Here is a 20,210-nt window from a genome sequence, read left to right on the forward strand (position 1 = left end):
GGGTAGGCCGCGGGCGGGCCGTGAGGCGGCCGACCTCCGGCCCGCGGCAGCGCGGGGCTGCCATCTGCGAGACTGAGACCTGATACACACAGCTGTTACGCACGTAATGATCAGGGGCCGGACAAGAACCCGTGGACTGTTGTTCCACCGCACGTTTCGGCGGGCGGCCGTGGGGGAGGTCACTGACACGATGATCGGGTTGCGCGGCGGGGGCCACGCGTCCTAGAAAAGCAGTCGGGTGGAGATATGCATCGCGGTGGCGGACTGGGCGAGGGGACTGATGACCTGGGTCCTCGACGTGCCCGGCGGGGAAGGCACCGGCGCGACGCGGAGGAAGCGACCGAAGCACGGCAGAGCGACGCACGTCAGACACAGGGTGTACCGAGTGAGCCCGAGCGGTACGACCGGCGGACCGACCGGCAGCTGGAGAGCCAGCTCGACCGGCCGACCGACCGCCGGCTCGTCGACCGGGCAGACCGCCTGAGGGCGGGGAGCAGGAAGGGTGGTCGGGTGGGGGTGACGTACAAATACTTCGGCGCGCCCGACGGCGCGACCGCGGCCCGTGTCCCCATCTCGATGCGCCCCGAGGAACTCGGCGGCGACGAGCTGGGCATGAACGGCATGTTCACCAAGATCAAGCCGGAGACCATGGCCGCGATGGTGCTGACCGGCATCGAGGGCGTCCCCCTGCACAAGGTCCCGCCCCTGGAACTGGTCGTCCTCCACCCCGACTACGCCGTCGTCAAGCTCCCCATGACCGTCGTCGACCCCCTGCGCGGCATCGGCGAGGAAGCGGTCGGCGCGGCGGCGTTCATCTGGTCCACGGTCCCGGACCGGGGCGGGCCGCGGGATGCGTTCAATGTGTACCAGTTGCTGCACGAGTGGCAGGACTTCAGCCATCGGCTGCATGAGGCGGGGCATCAGCCGTATTGCCTTGTTTGGCCTTGAGCTGGGGGTTGGTGCGGTTAGGGCGGGGTTTTATGACCCCGCCCTCGTCATGCACCGGAAGGGCACATGGGTTTCTCCGGGGGCGCTGATGTGCCCTGCGCTTCGGACTCCGGCGTCTCGGTGCAGGCGTTGTGGATCGCCTTGCGCTTGGAGGTAGCACGCCCGGCGCTCGCGGGGAGGAATTACGCCGGCGGCGGCCAGGGCGCGCTTCCAGTCGCCCATGTTGAAGACACTGCGGTTGTAGGCCCGCCCCTTCTTGTCGACGAAGAGGAACCGGAAGGTCTTCGGCTCGCCGGCCGGCTTGGCCCAGGGCAGGGTGACCTCGACCGGCGGGGGCGTCGACGGTGATCACCGCAGACCGTGCCCGGTGAGGGACGGTGTCACCGCACCGTGCTGACCAAAGGCCCCAGCAACTCCAGGGCTTCCTCCCAGCGGAAGCGATCCGCCGCGCCGCCCGCCCTCGGCCGGTGTGGTTCGCACGAGCCGATCAGGACGTCTATCGCACGCAGCCGGTCCAGGCTCTGGCGGTAGGCGGGGTGAGCGGCCTGGGCGGAGTTCAGATAAGGCAGCGCCACCGTAGGGATGCCCATGCCCTACGCCTCGCACAGGATGCCCAGGGCGAGGGTGTCGGAGATCCCGGCGGCCCACTTGTTGATCGTGTTGAAGGTGGCGGGAGCGACGGCGATCGCGTCCGCCGGGGGCAGTGGGCGCGGGTCTCCTGGTGAACGCCAGGCCGAGCGGATCGGGTAGCCGGTTTGTGCCTCGATCGCGTTGACGTCGATGAAGCCGAGTCCCTGCGGTGTGGCGATGACGCCGACATCCCAGTTCGCCTCCTGGGCGGCGGTGATGAGCTTGCCGACGTCACGGGCAACACCTGCCGCGCACACGAACCGCTTTCGGCAACGGTTGGTCAGGACCGCGCCAGCGTCCCACTCGGCGGTGCGCGGCCGGGGCGCCGGTGCGCTCGGCGACCCTGCGGTAGACCTCGTCCGACGGCCAGTACACAACTGCCGCAGCGTCGCCCTGTGGCGATCACACCACCTGGAAGTTGGCCATCATCGCCATGTCCTCGTGCTCCAGGTTGTGGCAGTGCAGCATGTATCGGCCGCGGTAGCCGCGGAAGCGGACCAGCACGTCCACGACCTCGTACGGGCGCACGTCCACCGTGTCCTTCCAGCCGGCGTCGGTGGGCTCGGGCGCCCGGCCGCCGCGCGACAGCACCTGGAAGTGAGCCAGGTGCAGATGCACGGGGTGGTGGAAGTCGCTGGTGAGGCGCCAGCGTTCGACGGTGCCGAGGCGCGGACGGGCCAGGACCTCCGACGTGCTGAACGGGCGACCGTTGATGGTCCACGCATCGTCCGAGCGGCGGAAGTCGAAGTGCCGGGTGGCGACTGCCAACGCCGGGCGCAGGGCGGCGTACCGGGACAGGCGGGCCGGGACGTGGCTCGCGTCCTTCTCCCTGCGGGCGATCCTGAAGCGCATGACCTGGCGCATACGGCCATCCGCCAAGGTGTTGACCAGAGTGACGTGGCTGCCCACCGGGCAGTCGGTGAAATCCACGACCGTGTCGAAGCGTTCCGCCGGCACTATGGGGATGCGGTCCAGACGCTGGGGCGCGGGCAGCAGGCCGCCGTCACCTCCGATCTGCGTGAAGGGGAGGGTTCCGCCGTCTTCCCGTTGCAGCATCAGCTGGTACCTGCGGGCGTTGGAGGCGTTCAGCAGCCGCAGCCGGTGACGAGTCGCGGAGACCTCGGCCTCGGGCCAGGGGGCGCCGTTCACCAGCTGCACGTCGCCGAGGACGCCGTCCATGTACGCGTCCTGGACGCCGGGAGTGCCGGTACAGGTCGGCGAGTGGCCCGGGTAGCGGAAGGAACCATCCTCCTCGAAGGAGCGATCGCAGATCATCAGAGGGATGTCCCGCTCACCGCCGGGCAAGGGCAGGGCGTCTTCCTCCTGGTCGTGGACGAGGAACATCCCGGCCAGGCCGCGCCAGACCTGTGGTGCGCTGAAGTCCATCCGGTGGTCGTGGTACCAGAGTGTCGCCGCCCGCTGGTCCATCGGGTACTCGTAGGTCTTGTAACCCTCGGAGACCGTCCAATCGGACGCCGGGGCATGCATGCCGCCCATGCCGTGCGTCATTCCCCTGGCCTTGAACTCGGCACCGCACTGCACGGGCACCAGCACGTCGGTCGGATAGCCGTCGGAGTGTGGTGGGGTGACGCCGCCGTGCAGGTGCAGGGAGGTGGGCACGGACAGCTTGTTGAGCACCCGCACCTCCATCCGGCGGCCCGAGCGGGCGGTGAACGTCGGGCCAGGGAAGATGCCGTCGTAGCCCCAGACGGTCGTCTTCAGACCAGGGATGATCTCGACGGACCCCTGGCGCTGCGTGATGTCGTAGTAATCGGTGCCGCCCGAGGTGCGTGACGGGCGAGCGCGTGGCGGCACAGGCAACGGCACGGCGAACTGCCGGGGCGGCCTGATCCTGCTGGTCAGGACGGCCCCTGTGCGTTCCCGCGACCACTTATCGTAGGCCGCCGCTGCGGCGGGTATGGCGAGCCCGGCCGTGACGCCCGCCGTGACCCCCAGAAATCGTCGACGTGACGTCACCTGCCCGTACCCTTCCCGACCTTGTACGTGTACGCCCAGCAGGAAAGTGCCACGCCCACACCGAACACACCGAGGGCGAGTGGGATATGGCCGCCCAGCAGGCGGGCCGCGCCCAGCCCCATCTGCGCCCCGACCAGCACGACCAGGCCGACCGCGAGCGCGAAGGACCAGGCCGGCGCTCCCATTCGGCGCCACACCAGCAGGGCGGCCACGGCGTCGACGAGGGAGAGGGCGGCGAGTAGCTGAGCGTTGGCCGCGTGCAGGTCCAGGAACCGTACGTCACCCGTGATGAACAGGCCCGCCAGAGCTGCCTGGAGCAGGGTGTCGAACAGGAACAGCATCGAGGTGACCCGCAGCAGGGTGAGCGGCCAGGTGCGAGGCCGGCCCGTCGGCATGCGGGAAGACGGTTCCGCTTCCGCCGGGCGCGGAAGCGGAACCGCAGTGTCTGCGGACCTGTCAATCATGAATCACCCCTGGAGCGGATTGCGGCGTGACTGTGCCCAGTCGTCGCGTCGCGAAAAGGGTCAGCACGCCGACGGCCGCGAGGACGGCGAACGCCAGCCGGTATGACCCTGCTGTGCCCGTGAGGTCTTCCTCGGCCCCGTGCTGGATGCTGGCGATCAGGTTCACGCCGATCGCGGCGCCCATGTTGCGGCACAGGGTCACGGCACCCGTGTACGCACCGAGCTGCTCCTGGGGCGCGGCATTCTGCGCCTGCACCAGGGCGGTGGCGACGGTGAAGCCCGTACCGAGGCCCGCGAGGAGCTGCGCGACGACCGCCGTGACGAGCGAGGTATGAGGGGTCAGGCACAGGACGGCGGGGCCGGCGACGAGCAGCACCGCGCCGCCCGAAGCCACCGCGCGGGCGCCGTGCTTGCCGAGTAGCCCGGCACAGACCGCGGACCCGGCCACCCACCCGAGCGAGGCCACCAGCACGACTAGGCCGCTCGCTGCGTCACCGGCCGTGGCCGTGCGGGTCAGCGCCAGCGGCAGCTGGGTGACGGAGGCGTAGAGGACGATCGAGGCCCCGACGGAGACCAGGGCTGCGGCCCGTGCCCCTCGGTCCGTCACCAAGGCGACCGGGACCAGGGAGACCGACGAATCGCGCCGGACCTGGCGGAGGTGCAGGGCGATCACGGCCACCGCGACGACAGCCGCTACCGCGAGCACCGGAGGCGCCGGTGACACCAGCACCACCAGCAGGGCTGTGAGCCCCACGGAGAACGTCGTCAGCGCTCGCACGTCGACTCGGCCGCGCTGGCCCGTCCCCGCGTTCCGGCCGGGCGCCTGGCGCGCCACGACGAGCGCTGCGACGAGTGCGAGCGGGAGGTTCGCGGCGAACACCCAGCGCCAGCCGACCGTCGCCTGCGCCGCCGACCCCAGAGCCGGACCGGCGACCGCGGCCAGCCCCCACACTGCCGACAGAAGTCCCTGCATCTTGGCCCGGCCGACTGCGTCGAAGACCTGCCCCACCAGGACGTACGACAGCGTCACCACGGCTCCGGCCCCGAGGCCCTGTACCGCCCGGGCGGCGATCAGCGCGACCATCCCCGGCGCGACCGCAGAGCCCGCCGATCCTGCCGCGAACAAGCCGAGCGCAACGCACATCGACACCCGCGACCCGAAGCGGTCAGCCACGGCTCCCGAGACCGCGGTCGCCAGGATGCTGCACAGCAGGAAGCCGGAGACCAGCCAGGGGTACAGCTCGTCGTGCCCCAGCGTGCGGGCCATGGTCGGCAGAATCGAGCCGACCACCGTGGAGTCCGCGGCGGCCAGGAAGAGAGCCAGGAGGGCGCTCGCGATCAGTGCGCGGCGCCCGGCCGGAGCGTCGCCCTCCGCCCGCGCTTCGCGTGCCTCGTCGACGACGGTCACTTGCCCTGCCCGTCCCCGCCGGCCTGCGCCTCGAACTGCCGGAAGCCGTCCTCGATGCCCATGAAGATGTCGTTCACGACCAGGTAGCCCTGGGCGATGAGCGGCGAGTCGCGAAGCTCCTCGATAAGGAAGTAGTACGCCTTCAGGTCCTCGGTCTCCAGCAGGGCGAAGTCGGAGAACGCGGTGTGGAACGCCTCGGCGTCGAAGAAGCGGGCGGAGACCCGGTCGGCGTACTTGGCGAACACCGGGAAGATGTGGGCGGCCTCCAGCGCGTTCCGCTCCTCACGGGGGAGCGCCAGCCAGGCCGGGGTGAAGGTGTAGGTCAGGATGATCGTCGTCTTCACGACTGCTCCAGGGAATGGTGAGGGGTGGATGGGCAGCACGGTGCCGGGGCGTCCGGGGGTTGAGCGGCCCCGGCACCGTGGTCTCGGGAGGGTCAGACGTGGACCGTCGTCGTACCGCTGAATCGCTCCAGCAGGGCACGGGTCTCGTCGTCGAGGGCGTCGTCGAGCTTGGTGATCGGACCCGCGAGGGCGTGCCGGCCGAAGGCCATGGTCAGCTCGGTCTGCATCTGGTGGATCAGATTGCCCTCGGTGTAGTCGACGCCGAAGGTGTCCTTGGCGTGCTTCTCGAAGGCCATGGCCAGCTGAACGTTGAGTTCTTCGGTGCCCGCGATGATGCGCCGCATCGCCGCCTGCTCCTCCTCGTTGAAGGAGGGGATCAGCTCGTCGATGACCCAGTGGTCGGTGCGGACGTGCCGCTCCTCGTCGAGGTTGTGCAGGTGCAGCAGCTTCGGCAGGAAGTACGACATCTCCGGGTCGTAGGCCCGGGTGCGCCGCTCGATCACCGTGATGATCGACTCGCCGATGTACGCGGTGCAGCACAGGGCCGCCAGCTTCACGTACGGGGACTCGTCGCCGAGGTAGAGGGCAAGCCGTTCGTTGAACAGGTTGTCCGGCAGGACGAAGTCCACTCCGCCGAGCTCGCGCACGTACCGGTAGAAGGCGTTGGCGTGGTTGAGCTCTTCGGAGGCGAAGCAGGACAGCGCGTCGTGCAGGCCGCGGCCCTCGGTGAACGGGTCCTCCGTGCCCTGGACCTCGGACAGGACGATGGACATCACCGCGGAGACGTGCCGCTCGATCTCCGCGAGCTGGGCCAGTTCCTTGACCGCGTAGGCCACGGCCGCCTGTTCGTGGCCCTCCTCGTCGAAGCAGACCCGCGAGAGGTAGGCCAGTTCCGCGTCGTTGCGGGCCTTCTCCCAGGGCAAGGCGTTCGGGTGGAAGGTGTTGACGTGGGCGAGCTCGTTGACCCGCTCCAGAGCCTGGGCGGTCACGCGGCGGCCTCCACGTCGATGTAGCTGAGGGCGTTGTAGATGGTCCGCTCGGTGTCGAGGATGGCGCGGCGGCCGTGCATCACCCGGGTGTTGTCGATGATGGCGATGTCGCCGTCCTGCCAGTCGAGGTTCTCGGTGAGCCGGTCGGTGACGTCCGAGATCTCCAGGATCAGCTCGGTCGGGAACTCGGTGCCGTCCGCGAACGTGATGCGCGGCTTCTCGTAGTTGGTCGAGGGGCCGAGGATGGAGTTCGCGAAGGCGATCCGCTCGCCGAAGAGGGTGGGCGCGGCGGCCGGCGTGCGGAAGGCGTAGGTGATGCCGCCGTCCTCGTGCAGTTCGACCGTGGTGCCGGGCACGGAGTCGGCGAGGGCGCGCAGCTGCTCGAAGGTGATCTCCTCCAGCGGCACCCGCTGCTCCATCATGTGGAACGCCATCGCCCGCCACTGCTGCTCACCGACATAGCGGGAGTAGACGATGTCCTGCGCCGAGAAGGCCGCCTTGGCCTCGTCGGACAGCGCGTCCCAGACCCGGTAGCCGTCGCAGACTGTGGTCTGCGAGCCCTCCTTGGCGGCCTTCTCGGAGAAGAACCAGGCGAGGTGGGACCGGAAGGGGTTGTTGCCGTTCTCGGTGTGCAGGCCGATCGGGCCGGTGCCGGCGTCCACCTTCTGGGCGACCTCGGAGTAGAAGTCGCGGGCCGGGTCGATGGTGGTGCGGACGCTGACGTTGTTGACCAGCGAGGTGAAGGCGTCCATGTCGGCGTTGAAACCGCGCAGCAGCAGGAAGCCGGATTCCGCGAGCAGCTTCAGCAGGTGGGCCGAGTCGATGTCGGCGACGGAGCCGGCGCCGGCCGGGGTCAGGACGAGACCCTGACCCGTGCCGTAGGGCGCGGTGTGCACTGCGGTGGTCATGCGTGCTCCTCGATGGTGTCCTGGGTGAGCAGAAGGTCACGGACGGCCTGCCGCTTGGGGCGGCCGGTCACGGTGAAGCAGGTGAGATAGCGGAGGTCGTCCTGCCGCATGAGGCGGATGTCGGTGACGCGTTCGACGTCGGACAGGTTCCGCAGCCCGAAGTCGGTGATCTCCTTGCGGATCACGTCCTCGTCGCGGGTCGTGTCGACGACGAACAGGCCGCGTACGGTGTCGAGTCCGTCGGCGAGGACGACGGCCTCCCTGACGAAGGGGAGCTGCCGGTACTGGGCCTCGACGAACTCCGGGGACACGTTGCGGCCGCCCGCGGTGATGATGATGTTCTTCTTGCGGCCGACGATCCGGATGTAACCGTCGTCATCGATCGTGGCCAGATCGCCGGTGTGCAGCCAGCCGTCCTCGTCGACGGCGCAGCTGGAGGGGTCCTCGACGGTGTATCCGGCGAAGAGCGAGCTGCTGCGGACGTACAGCTCACCGTCCTCGGCGAGCTTGACCTCGACGTGGTCGAGGGGCTTGCCGACCGTGCCGATGCGGACGTTGCCGGGGAAGTTCCAGGCGACGACCGAGCTGTTCTCGCTCAGCCCGTACCCCTCGTACAGCGGCAGGCCGTACTCCTTCAGGCGGGTGAGCACCTCGGGCGGCACCGGGGCTCCGCCACAGGCGATGAACACCGGGCCCTCGTGGCCGAACAGCCGCTGGTGTCTTTGTGCCAGGTCTTCTTCGGGATGCTGGTCGCACAGCGACAGCAGCAGCGCAGCCATGGTCGGCGGCATCACCGTCGCGGTGGGGCGGGCCGAGCGCAGCAGGGACAGCATGCGCGGCCCCGCGTCGCCCGAGGTGCCCACGAGTGCCGTACCAGGCGGAAGGAAGGCCACCGAGCCGCCTGCCAGGAACGGCATGTAGAGGCCGGTGACCTGCTCCACCAGCAGACTCAGTGGGACGATGGACAGGTAGCGGCGGAAGATCTCCGGGTCGCTGCGCCGACGGAGCGAGTCCAGAAGGGCCTCGATGCCGTGCCGGCGGATCATCACGCCCTTGGGTGCGGAGGTCGTGCCCGAGGTGTGGATCACCTTGAAGACGGCGTCCTCGTCCCAGGAGGCGATGGGGTGGGCGACCCTGCCGTCCCGGTACGCCCCCGCGGCGATCAGGGCGGGCAGGTCCACCGCGTCGACCTGGCAGCCGGCGGTCAGGACGCGCTCGTTCCCCCACTCCTGGAGCCTGTGGGCTCCCCGGCTGTCCACGAGGCACGCGTCGGCCCCGGCCAGCAGGGAGGCCGCCTGCTCGGCGCTGAAGGCGGTGGGGACCGGGATCTCGACGGCGCCCGAGAAGAGCAGCGCGAGGTCGGCGACGACCCACTCGGCGGAGTTCTCGGCCAGCAGGCCCACCCGCGGCGTGCGGCCCAGCCGGGCCGCGAGGACGGCGAGGTCGTCGGCGAGCACCCTGGCGGCGCCGATCACCTGGCGGTAGGTCCACTTCACCGTGGGACCACCGGCCGGGGAGAGCACCTCGACCATGATGTCGTCGCTGTCGGCGCGGGCAAGCAGGCCGTGGATCAGCGAGAAGCGCGTTTCAGACACCGGCCAGCTCCTTACGGCGATGCGGGATCAACTGCATGTCGATGGAGGCGAACTGGTACCGGCCGACTCCGTTGACGAAGGACTGGGTCTGCTCGGCGATCACCGCGTAGACCACGAGCGGCCGCTGGTCGTAGAAGGTGCCCCAGTTCTCCAGCTCCTCCGGGTCCAGTCGGGCCGGGTCGGCTTCGCCGATGGGGTTGAAGACGATGCCCAGCCGCTTCTGCAGCGCGAGCGAGCGCTGCGTGGAGGTCATCACGGCGTAGCGGCAGCCGAGCCCCCACAGGACCACGGTCAGGGCTTTGAACAGCTCAGCGCCCGCGGTGGCACGCACCGAGGCCACCGAGCCCAGCTGCACGATCTCGTGACGGCCCGTCACCGGCTGGCCGTCGGCGACGATCAGCTCCTCGACCGGGACGTCCAGGTACTTCTCCAGGAAGAGCGGTCCACCCTCGGCGGGCGTGAGGCCGGTGCACGCGAGAACCTCCTCGCGGCCGGTCTCCGCGTTCCGTTCCAGGTAGGAAAGGAACCGCTCCGGGTTTACTTCGACCCGCGCTCCGAAGGTGTTCGCATAAACCTTCTTGACCAGCTCGGCGGATTCCTCCCACCATGCCGATCCACGCTCTGACAGCACAATACGCATTACTCGTACCCCCCTGTACGACGCTTTTTCTCCGTATCCGGTTTCACTTGGTCGGCCACCACTGCCGAAGCGCCACAGATACGTCTTTGACCTGCGCACATGCAGACAGCATGACGATGTCGCCATACATGAGAAAAGCCCCCGTGAAGTGAAAATGAGAGATACAGGGAGCCCACCGACCGGAAACCGGTCACACCCCCCGTGCACTCCCTATTCTGCCTGACCGAAAACGCGCCAACCGCGATTTACGGCTGCGCGTGCACGCCATGGCAGGAATTCGCCAGGCACCGGCCGGCGGAACCGGGGGCCCGGCTCGGCCGGTGCCGCGCGTGGTGGCCGCCGCCGCTGCAGCCAAACGGTAACGTGTAGATGTTCGAGGGACCGACGGGGGGAACATGGTGCGAGTGGGGCGAGTTGGTGACTCGCAGGACAAGGCGGTTCAGAGCGCTGTGGCACCGGCTCTCTACCAGTGGGTGCGGACGGGAGGCGCGACCGACGACCGCACCGTCGGAGCCGAGCTGGGCGTCGAGGCGGGGGAACTGGACGCCGCGTGGACCGAGTTGAGGGAGCTGGGGCTCGTACACACCGGTAGCGACGGCTCCTCCGTCTCGGTGGTCGACCCCGAGGCCGCGCTGCTGCGCCTGCTGGAGGAGCAGCGGCGCTACCTGAACCTCCACATGGACTGGCTGGACCGGGGCATGTGGGCCGTGGAGAGCCTCGTCGGCCGCTACCGCCACACGATGGAGCACGAACGGGCCGAGATCGAGGTCGAGGTGATCACGGACGCCGCCCGCATCCACCGGCTGCTCGACGATCTGGTCGATCTGGTCCAGACGGACGTCGCCTCGCTCCACCCCGGCCCACTCCCGTCGGCCGAGGTTCTGCGCTCCGGTCTGGAGCGCGACCGCGTGCACATCGCACGCGGGGCCCGGGTCCGCACGGTCTATCCGTCCCGCTTCGCCGGCGTCCCTTACGTCCAGCAGCACTTGCAGGAGTTGCTCGCGCTGGGGAGCGAGGTCCGGCTGAGCCCGACGGTTCCGTTGCACATCATCGTCGCGGACGGCCGTATAGCTGTCCTTCCGATCGATCCGGACGAGCCGGAGAAGGGCGTCATCCTGGCGCGCGGCGCGGCGCTGGTGCGGTCGTACGCGGCCCTGTACGAGTACTGCTGGCACGCGGCCTCGCCGGTGACACCCGATCACGGGATGGAGCCGCCGTCCCCTGCCGCGACGGAGCAGCAAAGGACCGTGGTCCGGCTGATGGCCACCGGCATCAAGGACGAGCAGATAGCTCGGCACCTGGGTATCTCCTTGCGGACATTGAGCCGTGTCACATCGGAAGTCATGCAGCAGCTGGGGGCGGAGAGTCGTTTTCAGGCGGGGGTACGGGCTCTCGAGCTGGGCTGGCTGAGCTGACTCACCGGCTCCGGCTCGGCCGCCTCCCGCACCCCGTGCCGCTCCCACCAGCGGACGAGTGGCGCCGGAGCCCACCACGCGGCCCGGCCCAGGAAGCGGAGCACGGCGGGCATCAGCAGCAGCCGCACCACCGTGACATCGAGGACGATGGCGACCGCCATGCCGACACCGATCATCTTCACGAAGCTGATCCCGGAGGTCGAGAACGCCGCGACGACAACGACCAGCAGCAGTGCGGCGCTCGTGATGATGCGGGCGCTGCGCTGCACACCGACCGCGACGGACTCCTGCGCGTCACCACTGCGGTCCCAGTGCTCCCGCATCCGTGCCAGCAGGAACACCTCGTAGTCCATGGACAGCCCGAACAGCACCGCCAGCATCAGGATCGGCTGACTGGCGTCGAGCGTTCCGGTCGCGGTGAAGCCGAGCAGCCCGTCACCGTGCCCCGACTGGAACACCCACACGACGACCCCGAAGGCAGCAAAGAGCGACAGGGCGTTCATCGCCACCGCCTTGAGCGGCAGGACGAGCGATCCGAAGGCCAGGAACAGCAGCACCATCGTGGCCAGTACGGCGATCAGTGCCATCCAGGGCAGGTGCGCGGCCAGGCTGTCCAGCTGGTCCACGAGTGCTGCGGTGGTCCCGCCGACCAGCACCTCGGCGTGCGCCGGGGGCCGCACGCCGCGGACCTTCTCGACCAGCTCCCGCGCCTGCTTGCTCATGGGGTATGAGGAGTAGCCGACCTGGACGAGCGCGGAGGAGCCGTGGACGGCCATGACCTGGGCGCCGTCGGCCCCGTGCAGCTGCCCCACCCGCCTGGTGAATGCGGCGAGTTCGGCCTTGGGGCCGGCACCGTCCGCCCGCTGTCCGCCGTCGAAGCTGACCACCACGGACATCGGCGAAGCGAGATTGCGGGCGAAGTCGCGGTCCAGCCGCTCGCTGGTGACGCGGCTGCCGGTGTGCTCGGGCAGCACCTTCTCCGTGACACCACCCCAGTTCGCCTGCAGGAAGGGCAGCCCCAGGCCGACCAGCAGGGCCACGACGGGCGCGGCCACCAGAACCGGCCGACGCATGACGGCACGCGCGGCGCGGTACCAACGTCCTGTCTGCACCGGCTCATTGGCGCGACGGCCGCTGGGCAGAGGGATACGCAGGGCGTTGACCCGCCGGCCGAGGACCGCGAGCAGCGCCGGAAGCACCGTGAGCGACGCGACCATGGCGATCACCACGGCCGCCACTCCGCCGTACCCCATGGAGCGCAGGAAGCCCTGCGGGAAGATCACGAGACTGCCGATGGACACCGCGACCGTGATCCCCGAGAAGGCGACGGTCCGCCCGGCCGTGGCCATGGTCTCGCGGACCGCCTCGACGGTCGGCCGGCCGCTGGCCATCTCCTCCCGGAAGCGGCCCACTACGAACAGGGCGTAGTCGATGGCCAGGCCGAGGCCCAGCATCGTCACGATGTTCAGCGAGAACACCGACACGTCCGTGAGCCGGGTGAGCATCCGGAGCACGGTGAAGGACCCCAGGACCACCAGCGCGCCGATGGCGAGCGGCAGGGAGGCTGCGGCCAGACCGCCGAAGATCAGCACGAGCAGCAGGAGCAACAGCGGGGCGGACAGCGTCTCGGCGCGCGAGGTGTCCTGCTTGGTGAGCGTGCTGACGTCGTCCATCACCACGGCGTGGCCGGTGAGTCCGAGCCGCACGCCGGCCGCGGAGAACTTCCCCTTGATACGGCCGAAAACGTCCTTGGCGTGGTCGGCGTCCGGGGCGTCGAGCCGTAGCGCGGCGAAGGTGCTGTGGCGGTCGCGGGAGACGAAGGCCGGGGACCCCGTGCTCCAGTACGTCCGCACGCTCGCCACGTCGCCGGTCGGCAACCCGCGCAGCGACTTCTCGACCGCCGAGCGGAACGCCGGATCCGTGACGGTCCGGTGCGGGTCACTGAAGACCGCGATGACATCGGTGCGTTCGTCGGGAAACCGCTTCTCGATGCGTTGCGCCGCCCGCTGGGAGGCGCTTCCCGGTGTGTCCCAGCCACCGCCGCTCAGATCCTCCCCGACGCGGCCTCCCCACAGCGCGCCGGCGACCACGACGGCCAAGCCCAGGACGAGCATCAGCCATCGACGCCGTGCGACCAGATCCCCCCAGCGAGCCAGCATGTTCCCCTCGACTCAGTGAACGGCGTCCGCAGACGCCGTTTTGCTTACACCGTGTGCTTACGGCGTTTGCTAACACTGTTTACTAGACGCGATGGGCGTTAGCATTGTCAAGCGCGGGCCGGTCGGCGGAGCCGCACGACAGCAGGAGGCACAGCCGTGAGCAGCCAGATCGCCCCACCGTCGACCCGACGGGCGCGACAGCGCGAGGAGTCGCGAGAGCGCCAGCGCGCCGAGATGAAGTCGGAGATCCTGCGCTGTGCCCGACGCTTGCTGGTGGACGAAGGCCCCGGCGCCGTGTCCCTGCGCGCCATCGCCCGCGAGATGGGCATGACCGCACCGGGCCTGTACCGCTACTACGCCGACCACCGCGAGCTCGTACAGGCGTTGACCGCATTCCTCTACGACGAACTCACCGCGGACCTGTCGCGCGCCCGCGACCGGGCTCCCGACCAGTCGCCGCATGGCCGTCTCACCGCGGTCGCCCGTGCCCTGCGCACCTGGGCGCTGCACCACAAGCCCGAGTTCACCCTCATCTTCAGCAAGCCCATGTCCGACGCGGACTGCGCCCCGGGCGACCCCTGCCACGCGGCCAGCTGGCGCTTCGGTGGAGTGTTCGTGGGGCTGATGATGGAGTTCTGGCGAACCGGCACCCTGCCCCTGCCCAAACCCGGCACACTCGACCCGGCCTGGCTCTCCCAGCTGGAAGAGGTCCGCGAGCACGTCGGCTCCGAACCGCCCCTTGAAGCGCTGTACGTCTTCGTCCTCGCGTGGTCCCGCCTGTACGGCATGGTCTCCATGGAGGTGTTCGGGCATCTGGCCTTCGCCCTGACCGATCCCGAGCCGGTGTTCGAACAGACCCTGCGCGAGATCCTGGTGCTACTGGGAGCAGACCCGCGTACCGCCCGGTAGCCATGCCGTGGCACACTCCCGGGCGGGGAAGGGAGTGACCACAGCATGGACCGCAGAGCCCTGCTCGGCATCGGCGACCCGGGTGGCCGCCGTCCCAACGGCGCGCTGGAGGCGGAGGTCCTCTCGGTCCTCCAGGCGGCGCACGACCACCTGACCGCAGGCGAGGTCGTAACCCGTCTCACCGGAGCCTTCGCCTACAGCACGGTGGTGACCACCCTGTCCCGCCTGCACGACAAGGGACTTCTGCGTCGCTCCCGCCGCGGCCGCGCCTACGCCTACGCACCCGTCGACGACGAGCCCGGCCTGGCAGCCCGGCGGCTTCACCAGCTGCTCGCCGACGAACCTGACCGTGAGGCCGTCCTGAGCCGCTTCGTCATTGCGATGTCCCCCGACGACGAGCGGCTGTTGCGCCGCCTGCTGGGCACGGAACAGCCCTCCGACGGCTGAGCACCAGCTCCCGCAGGAGACTGTCCCCCCGAGTTGAAGGGAACCGAACCCTCCGTGTTCTGCACGGTCTACCTCCTGCTGCTGCTTGGCTTGCCGGCCACCTGGGTCGCCCGTCCGCTGGCCGAACGCCTGGACCCCCGTCCGGCCACATGGCTGCTCACCGCCACAGCCGGCACACTCGCGGCCGCCAGTAGCGCGGGGTTGATGCTGCTCGTTCTGGCCGGCCTGCTGCGCACCGCCCCGGTGGCTTCCTACGGACACTGGTCCCTGCACGTTCTCAGGGACGGAACGCCGAGCACCAGGCTCGTCCCGCTCCTGGCAGGCGTGGCACTGCTGTCGGCTGCCGTCGCGACGGTGCGGGTCGTGCGACGCCGAGTCCGCGCGCAGCGCACGGCTGCGCGGGAGGCAGCCTCCCTGCCGGCACGGAACGGGCTGTCCGTCGTGGAGGACCCCTCGGCCGACGCCTTCGCCGTGCCCGGCAGTGCGACCTCGGCGGTTCCCGGAGGGCGCATCGTCGTCTCGACGGCGATGCTGGCCGCGCTGACGCCCGAGGAGGTCTCCGTCCTCGTGGCCCACGAGCGAGCCCACCTCCGCGCACGCCACCACTGGTTCGTCATGGCCTCCCAGCTGGCCGCCACCGCGAACCCGCTGCTGCGCCCGCTGGCCCGGCACGTCTCCTACACGGTCGAACGCTGGGCCGACGAGGAAGCCGCCCGCGCGACAGGTGACCGCCGCCGCGTGGCCGTCACGATCGGCAAGGCAGCCCTGGCCAGACAGCGCGCGGCGCCTCGGGCCTGCGCGTCCCGCACCGTCCTCCACCTGACCGGATCGTCAGCCGTGGTCGGCCCCATACCCCGCAGGGTCGCCGCCCTGCTCGAACCGTCCCACCGCGGAACCCGCGCCCGCCCCGTCATCCCGGCGCTGACGGCACTTCTGCCGGCCATGGCCCTCCTGTGTTGCGCCGACGCAGCGCATGACGTCCACCATCTGCTGCAAATGGCCCACCAGGCGACCAGACAGTGACCTAGGGCCCCTCCGCCACAACAGCATGTCGGCGAGCACGGGACGGCCGAAGGCCCGGACAGGGGTACCCGGGCTGCCGCGTCGGTTCGGCTTGTCAGCCCAGGTGGTGTGGCGTCCACTCCCAGGGAGACCTCCGTGAGGTCACTGAGCAGGCCATGGATGGGCCGCACGGACGTCCAGCAAGAACTCGTTGGCTGTCCGCTGGCCTCGTCATGCGCTGAGGTTTCGGGTCAACGTGGTCGTGAGCCGACGGCCGGGCGGCGTCACGCCGACGGATACGCCTTCGGAGCTGCCCGCCTGTCCGAGGCCCGGCGACGCACGAGTTCGGCGGTCTCCCACGACACCGTGGCCATGGCCGCCAGCGACAGCAGCAGGTAGAAGACGTAGAGCTTGTGCAGGTCGTCGAGGAAGTACCAGATCGACGCCGTCGCACTGAACCAGAAGGCGATCAGCGGGCCGGCGCCGCGCTCCTGACCGCGTGCTGCGCTGACGAGACAGCAGGCGGCGGCCAGTGCGAGCAGAACGGCGATGGCGACGTAGGAGTGGGCCCACCCGACGTAGGCGCGCCGCAGTTCGGAGTTGACCGCCACGGCCTCGGCCACCGGTCCCCAGCCCACCACGCACGACAGGCGTGTCGACCAGGGCAGCGTCACCAGGCCCAACACGCCTGCGGCGATGGCGACCCAGCCGAAGTGAGCGGTGTCCACCAGTCGGCCACGTGCGCACAGCAGCGAAAGCAGGCATCCGAGCAGAGCCAGAGCGCTGTCGGCGGAAGGGCGCAATGAGATACGGAACCTGTCCCAGAGAGCGGTTCGGCCGCCGGACGGAGTCGCCTGGGGCCCGGGCGTGGTGGCCTGGACCGTCGGCATGGAGGTCTGTGTCAGGGCGTCGGCGAGGGCTTCGCGCATCTGCCCGGCATCGGCGAACCGTTCCTTCGGGTCCTTGCTGAGGGCGCGCAGGATCACCGCCTCCACCGCCGGTGGTATCTGCGGTCTCAGCCGGGAGACCGGCTCCGGTGCGGCGAACAGGTGCTGATGCATAACGGCGAAGGGCGATTCGCCACGGAACGGCGGCTGCCCGGCCAGCAGTTCGTGCAGCAGACACCCCATCGCGTACAGATCGGCACGGTGGTCGATCTCCGCCCCGTTGATCTGCTCGGGGGAAAGGTAAGCGGGGGTGCCGATCGCCGCACCGCTACCCGTGATGCGGGTGGCGGTCTCGGTGAAAGCCTTGGCGATGCCGAAGTCGAGGACCTTCACGGTGTCGGGTCCGGTGAGCATGATGTTCGAGGGCTTGATGTCCCTGTGCACGATCCCGCACTCGTGGCTGTGCCGCAGCGCGTCCAGCACCGCGCATGCCGCGTTGACGGCGTCGGCGACAGGCAGCGGGCCCTCTCGCAGGACCTCGGCGAGCGTGGCGCCCTGCACGTACTCCATGACCAGGTAGGGCCGTGGGCCGTCCGGGTGCGGCTCCTCGCCGACGTCGTGGATGGTGGCCACCGCTGGGTGGTTCAGCGCGGCGACCGCGTGCGCCTCGCGCCGGAAACGGGCTCGCGACTGCGGATCGTGGGCCAGCGCCGAGGAGAGCAGTTTCACCGCTACAGTGCGGCGCAGCCGCTGATCCACCCCCCGATGGACCGTTCCCATACCACCTTGACCGAGCTTCTCGACCAGTTCGTACCGGCCGCCGAGGACCACTTCCCGCCCCACTCACGCCTCCCGTGAATCAGAAACCCGGCGCAGCTTACGGCGCGACCGCCCCAGGCCAAGGCGCCCACACCGCGCTCCTGGCAACCGTCGCCTTCCTCCTCGGCGCCGCAACGACCTTCGTCCTGCTCAATTCCGACTCCTTCGACGACCGCGGTGATCAGAACGTCTCCGCCACCAGCACCCTCCCCCTGATCGCGGCCCTCCCCACGATTCGACCTCAAAGCGTTCGAATGACGGCCTGGTCAAGGTCTCCATCACGTACGCCCCCGCTCCACCTGAGCCTGACCGACCCGCATCTGCGCGCCATACTCGAAAAGCGCTGGCTCGACCAGGGCATCGACGTCTCCAACTCCCGTCAGTCGCCCCGCAGGCCGGCAGGGCCGCGCGCAGCCGAGCCGTGGACGGGTCGGGCGCCACCCAATTCCTGCCTGACCGTCACAGCGCCCGTCGCGGTTACGCGCCGTCGCGGCATACCGCGCGGAACGGGTTCAGCACATACGAGGTCGGGAAACGGCGTTGACCCGTGAGAACCACCGGGACGAGTTTCCGCAGGTCAACGCACACTTCACCGAGAAACCCCAGGCCAGCGCCCCACCGCCTCCAATCGCTGCACGAATGCCAGGACTTCTCGCATCGGTTGCATGAGGCGGGGCATCGGCCTTATTGCTTGGTTTGGCCCTGAGTTGGGGGTTGGTGGGGTTTGGGCGGGGTGCTTCTTCCTCGCGACCAACAGGCTCCTCCGCAAGTCCTGTCGCCGCAGGCCAGGAGCACTTTCCGCGCTTCTGGTCAAGTCCCGGACGGCGCCCGCCTCGTGACAGCGTGAGGTTAGCCCGCCGGTGTGATCTCGCGAACCTGTGAGCGTTTCCTGGACTCTTCCGGGTTCGGCAGGTGCCCAAACTGCCGATCATGAGATCTCGGAAACTCACCGCATACGCGAGGACACTCGCAGTCGGGGCACTGCTGGGCGTGCTGGGCACGCCCGGACTCGTACAGGCCGCCACCGCAGATCCGACGCCACAGCCGTCCGACACCTCCGGCGGTAGCGATCAGCCACCCGATCGATCCGTCTACCGCGGCTGGAGCCCTCAGTACCCTCGGTACCGCGAGCGGGCGCTCAGAGCCGCGGGCGTTTTCGTCATTGACGCGACCTCGGCCGCCAGAAGTACGGGAGGCAGTGAGCCCAGCATCGCGGTCAACCCCGAGCGCCCCGACGAGATCGCGATCACCAGGTTCGGCGGGAGCGCCTGGAACAACAACGCGGACCTGCTCTTCTCGCGCAATGGCGGGCGAAGCTGGAAAGAGGAGAGAGTCATCCGGGTGCCCCCTGGTGTACCGGGTACGGCGGGATGCCCGTGTGACCAGACCGTCGACTACGGCCGCGACGGCAGGCTTTACGGGACATTCCTGACCGCGAACGGGGGACTTCATGTGGTGACCGGTTCGACAACCGATCCCACCCGCGCCTCGCAGTGGCAATGGAACGGCAACCCCGCCCAGCTCACGAGCGGCAACCGCAACAACGTCGACCAACCGTGGCTGCTGGTGAACCGTGACCCGAACAACCGGCGCCAGGACAACGTGTACGTCGCCTACGACGACTTCGGCGCCAATCCGCAAGCAGCCCGTGTCGCTGTCTCCTACGGCGCCAACCCGGTCAACTTCACCGCCGACAACAAGGCGGGCACGGAGGCTCCCTTGGCGGGGACCAACCCCGGCCTGCGCCTGGCGACTGATCACCGGAACGGCACGGTCTATGCGCTGTACGAGCAGACGACAGGGGCCGGAGTTCAGCCCAAGAACGTGACCTACAAGCTCAATCGCTCGACAGACGGGGGCGCCACCTGGACGCTCAACGGCAATCCCGACGGGCTCACCGTGGACACAGTCCCCAGTTTTCAATGGAGCGCGGGCGCCCCGTACAAATTCGGCGGCGTAAACGCCCTGATCGGCGGTGTCGACCACGCCGCAGTCGACCCCTCCAACGGCGACGTTTACGTCGTCTATGGCGAGGCCACGGGCGGCGGCCCCAACCGGATCAAGATCCGCCGCCTCACCGACAACGGCTCGGGCGGCCTCACCGTCGGTCCGGCGCACGATGTGTCGACTTCGACCAACGCCGCCCTTCCTTCGGTCGCGGTTTTGTCCGACGGGACGGTCGGTGTCCTCTACGACACATTCGAGGGACTCGGGAGAGACAACGCCCCGATCTTCTCGGCGCATCTCGCGCGCAGCAAGGACCACGGCGTGACATTCAGCGATGTCGTGCTCCAGACCTTCCAGACGGCAGGAAACGACGGGAACCCCAGACAGCGCGTCCTCGGTGACTACCAGCAACTCAAGGCGGTGGACGATCAGTTCTTCGGCGTCTTCGCCGGGAACTTCAGCGGCGCAGTCACCGGTCCGCCCACCGACGCGATCTACTTCAGCACCAAGGGCAAGCACCACCATCGCGACTACCCGCACCACGACAAGCACCACGGGTGACGACAACGCATCGAGCAGGCGGAGCTTCCCTCCTCCTCGGTGATCAGGCCCTCGCATGGGGACGGCAGTCCCAGCGGGGGCCGTCGCATGTGTGCGGTTGTGTCGTGAGCGCAGGGGTGCCGGGGGCCTGCGGCTGGGACGGGGCTGCTGTGCGTCTCCTC

General features: G+C 69.3%; 16 protein-coding genes and 2 pseudogenes. 6 read left to right on the forward strand and 12 right to left on the reverse strand.

Annotated elements, in window-relative coordinates; all coding sequences use genetic code 11:
* Positions 1-246 precede the first annotated feature (246 nt).
* Positions 247-948 (forward strand): hypothetical protein, encoded by a 702-nt coding sequence (locus tag ACWCQS_RS03790; protein ID WP_451002916.1) that lies wholly within the window; start codon positions 247-249, stop codon positions 946-948.
* A gap of 144 nt (positions 949-1,092) precedes the next feature.
* Here the strand turns inward: ACWCQS_RS03790 and ACWCQS_RS03795 are convergent.
* From ACWCQS_RS03795 to ACWCQS_RS03840, 10 genes and pseudogenes are all read right to left on the reverse strand, one after another.
* Positions 1,093-1,281 (reverse strand): annotated as a pseudogene (locus tag ACWCQS_RS03795) (site-specific integrase); the annotation flags it as partial.
* A gap of 47 nt (positions 1,282-1,328) precedes the next feature.
* Positions 1,329-1,862 (reverse strand): annotated as a pseudogene (locus ACWCQS_RS03800) (flavoprotein).
* A 118-nt stretch (positions 1,863-1,980) separates the two neighbouring features.
* Positions 1,981-3,555 (reverse strand): multicopper oxidase family protein, encoded by a 1,575-nt coding sequence (locus ACWCQS_RS03805; RefSeq protein ID WP_451002917.1) that lies wholly within the window; start codon positions 3,553-3,555, stop codon positions 1,981-1,983.
* Positions 3,552-3,950, reverse strand: a complete 399-nt coding sequence (locus ACWCQS_RS03810; protein WP_451002918.1) for a hypothetical protein — start codon at positions 3,948-3,950, stop codon at positions 3,552-3,554. Before ACWCQS_RS03810 ends, ACWCQS_RS03805 begins: the two co-directional genes overlap by 4 nt.
* 61 nt (positions 3,951-4,011) lie before the next feature.
* A complete protein-coding gene (locus ACWCQS_RS03815) occupies positions 4,012-5,427 on the reverse strand; it encodes an MFS transporter (protein ID WP_451002919.1) in 1,416 nt (471 codons plus the stop codon).
* Positions 5,424-5,771, reverse strand: a complete 348-nt coding sequence (locus ACWCQS_RS03820) for a darcynin family protein (RefSeq protein WP_451002920.1) — start codon at positions 5,769-5,771, stop codon at positions 5,424-5,426. Before ACWCQS_RS03820 ends, ACWCQS_RS03815 begins: the two co-directional genes overlap by 4 nt.
* Before the next feature lie 92 nt (positions 5,772-5,863).
* Positions 5,864-6,760 carry a diiron oxygenase gene (locus tag ACWCQS_RS03825; protein ID WP_451002921.1) on the reverse strand — a complete coding sequence of 299 codons (897 nt, stop codon included), beginning with the start codon at positions 6,758-6,760 and terminating at the stop codon, positions 5,864-5,866.
* Positions 6,757-7,668 (reverse strand): TauD/TfdA family dioxygenase, encoded by a 912-nt coding sequence (locus tag ACWCQS_RS03830; RefSeq protein ID WP_451002922.1) that lies wholly within the window; start codon positions 7,666-7,668, stop codon positions 6,757-6,759. The genes ACWCQS_RS03825 and ACWCQS_RS03830 overlap by 4 nt, the downstream gene beginning before the upstream one ends.
* The gene (locus ACWCQS_RS03835) at positions 7,665-9,263 is read right to left on the reverse strand and encodes an AMP-binding protein (protein WP_451002923.1); all 1,599 of its coding nucleotides are present in this window, start codon (positions 9,261-9,263) and stop codon (positions 7,665-7,667) included. Before ACWCQS_RS03835 ends, ACWCQS_RS03830 begins: the two co-directional genes overlap by 4 nt.
* Positions 9,256-9,903, reverse strand: a complete 648-nt coding sequence (locus ACWCQS_RS03840; protein WP_451002924.1) for a thermostable hemolysin — start codon at positions 9,901-9,903, stop codon at positions 9,256-9,258. Before ACWCQS_RS03840 ends, ACWCQS_RS03835 begins: the two co-directional genes overlap by 8 nt.
* Before the next feature lie 449 nt (positions 9,904-10,352).
* Here ACWCQS_RS03840 and ACWCQS_RS03845 point away from each other — a divergent pair, with 449 nt between their 5' ends.
* Positions 10,353-11,318 carry a LuxR C-terminal-related transcriptional regulator gene (locus ACWCQS_RS03845; protein ID WP_451002925.1) on the forward strand — a complete coding sequence of 322 codons (966 nt, stop codon included), beginning with the start codon at positions 10,353-10,355 and terminating at the stop codon, positions 11,316-11,318.
* Here ACWCQS_RS03845 and ACWCQS_RS03850 read toward each other — a convergent pair.
* Complete coding sequence (locus ACWCQS_RS03850) at positions 11,276-13,477, reverse strand: MMPL family transporter (RefSeq protein ID WP_451002926.1); 2,202 nt, start codon at positions 13,475-13,477, stop codon at positions 11,276-11,278. The genes ACWCQS_RS03845 and ACWCQS_RS03850 overlap by 43 nt on opposite strands.
* A 156-nt stretch (positions 13,478-13,633) precedes the next feature.
* On the opposite strand from ACWCQS_RS03850, the gene ACWCQS_RS03855 reads away from it, so the two are divergent.
* From ACWCQS_RS03855 to ACWCQS_RS03865, 3 genes are read left to right on the forward strand one after another with little or no spacing between them, the layout of a single operon-like run.
* On the forward strand, positions 13,634-14,386 hold the full coding sequence (locus ACWCQS_RS03855; RefSeq protein WP_451002927.1) for a TetR/AcrR family transcriptional regulator: 753 nt from the start codon (positions 13,634-13,636) through the stop codon (positions 14,384-14,386).
* 45 nt (positions 14,387-14,431) lie between these two features.
* Positions 14,432-14,833 carry a BlaI/MecI/CopY family transcriptional regulator gene (locus tag ACWCQS_RS03860; protein ID WP_451002928.1) on the forward strand — a complete coding sequence of 134 codons (402 nt, stop codon included), beginning with the start codon at positions 14,432-14,434 and terminating at the stop codon, positions 14,831-14,833.
* 33 nt (positions 14,834-14,866) lie between these two features.
* On the forward strand, positions 14,867-15,856 hold the full coding sequence (locus tag ACWCQS_RS03865) for a M56 family metallopeptidase (RefSeq protein WP_451002929.1): 990 nt from the start codon (positions 14,867-14,869) through the stop codon (positions 15,854-15,856).
* A gap of 263 nt (positions 15,857-16,119) precedes the next feature.
* Here the strand turns inward: ACWCQS_RS03865 and ACWCQS_RS03870 are convergent, their stop codons facing one another.
* Complete coding sequence (locus ACWCQS_RS03870; RefSeq protein WP_451002930.1) at positions 16,120-17,565, reverse strand: protein kinase domain-containing protein; 1,446 nt, start codon at positions 17,563-17,565, stop codon at positions 16,120-16,122.
* Positions 17,566-18,531: 966 nt separating this feature from the next.
* Between ACWCQS_RS03870 and ACWCQS_RS03875 the strand changes: the two genes are divergently transcribed.
* Positions 18,532-20,049, forward strand: a complete 1,518-nt coding sequence (locus ACWCQS_RS03875; RefSeq protein WP_451002931.1) for a sialidase family protein — start codon at positions 18,532-18,534, stop codon at positions 20,047-20,049.
* Positions 20,050-20,210 lie beyond the last annotated feature (161 nt).

This window comes from Streptomyces sp. NPDC002076 (assembly GCF_053593835.1).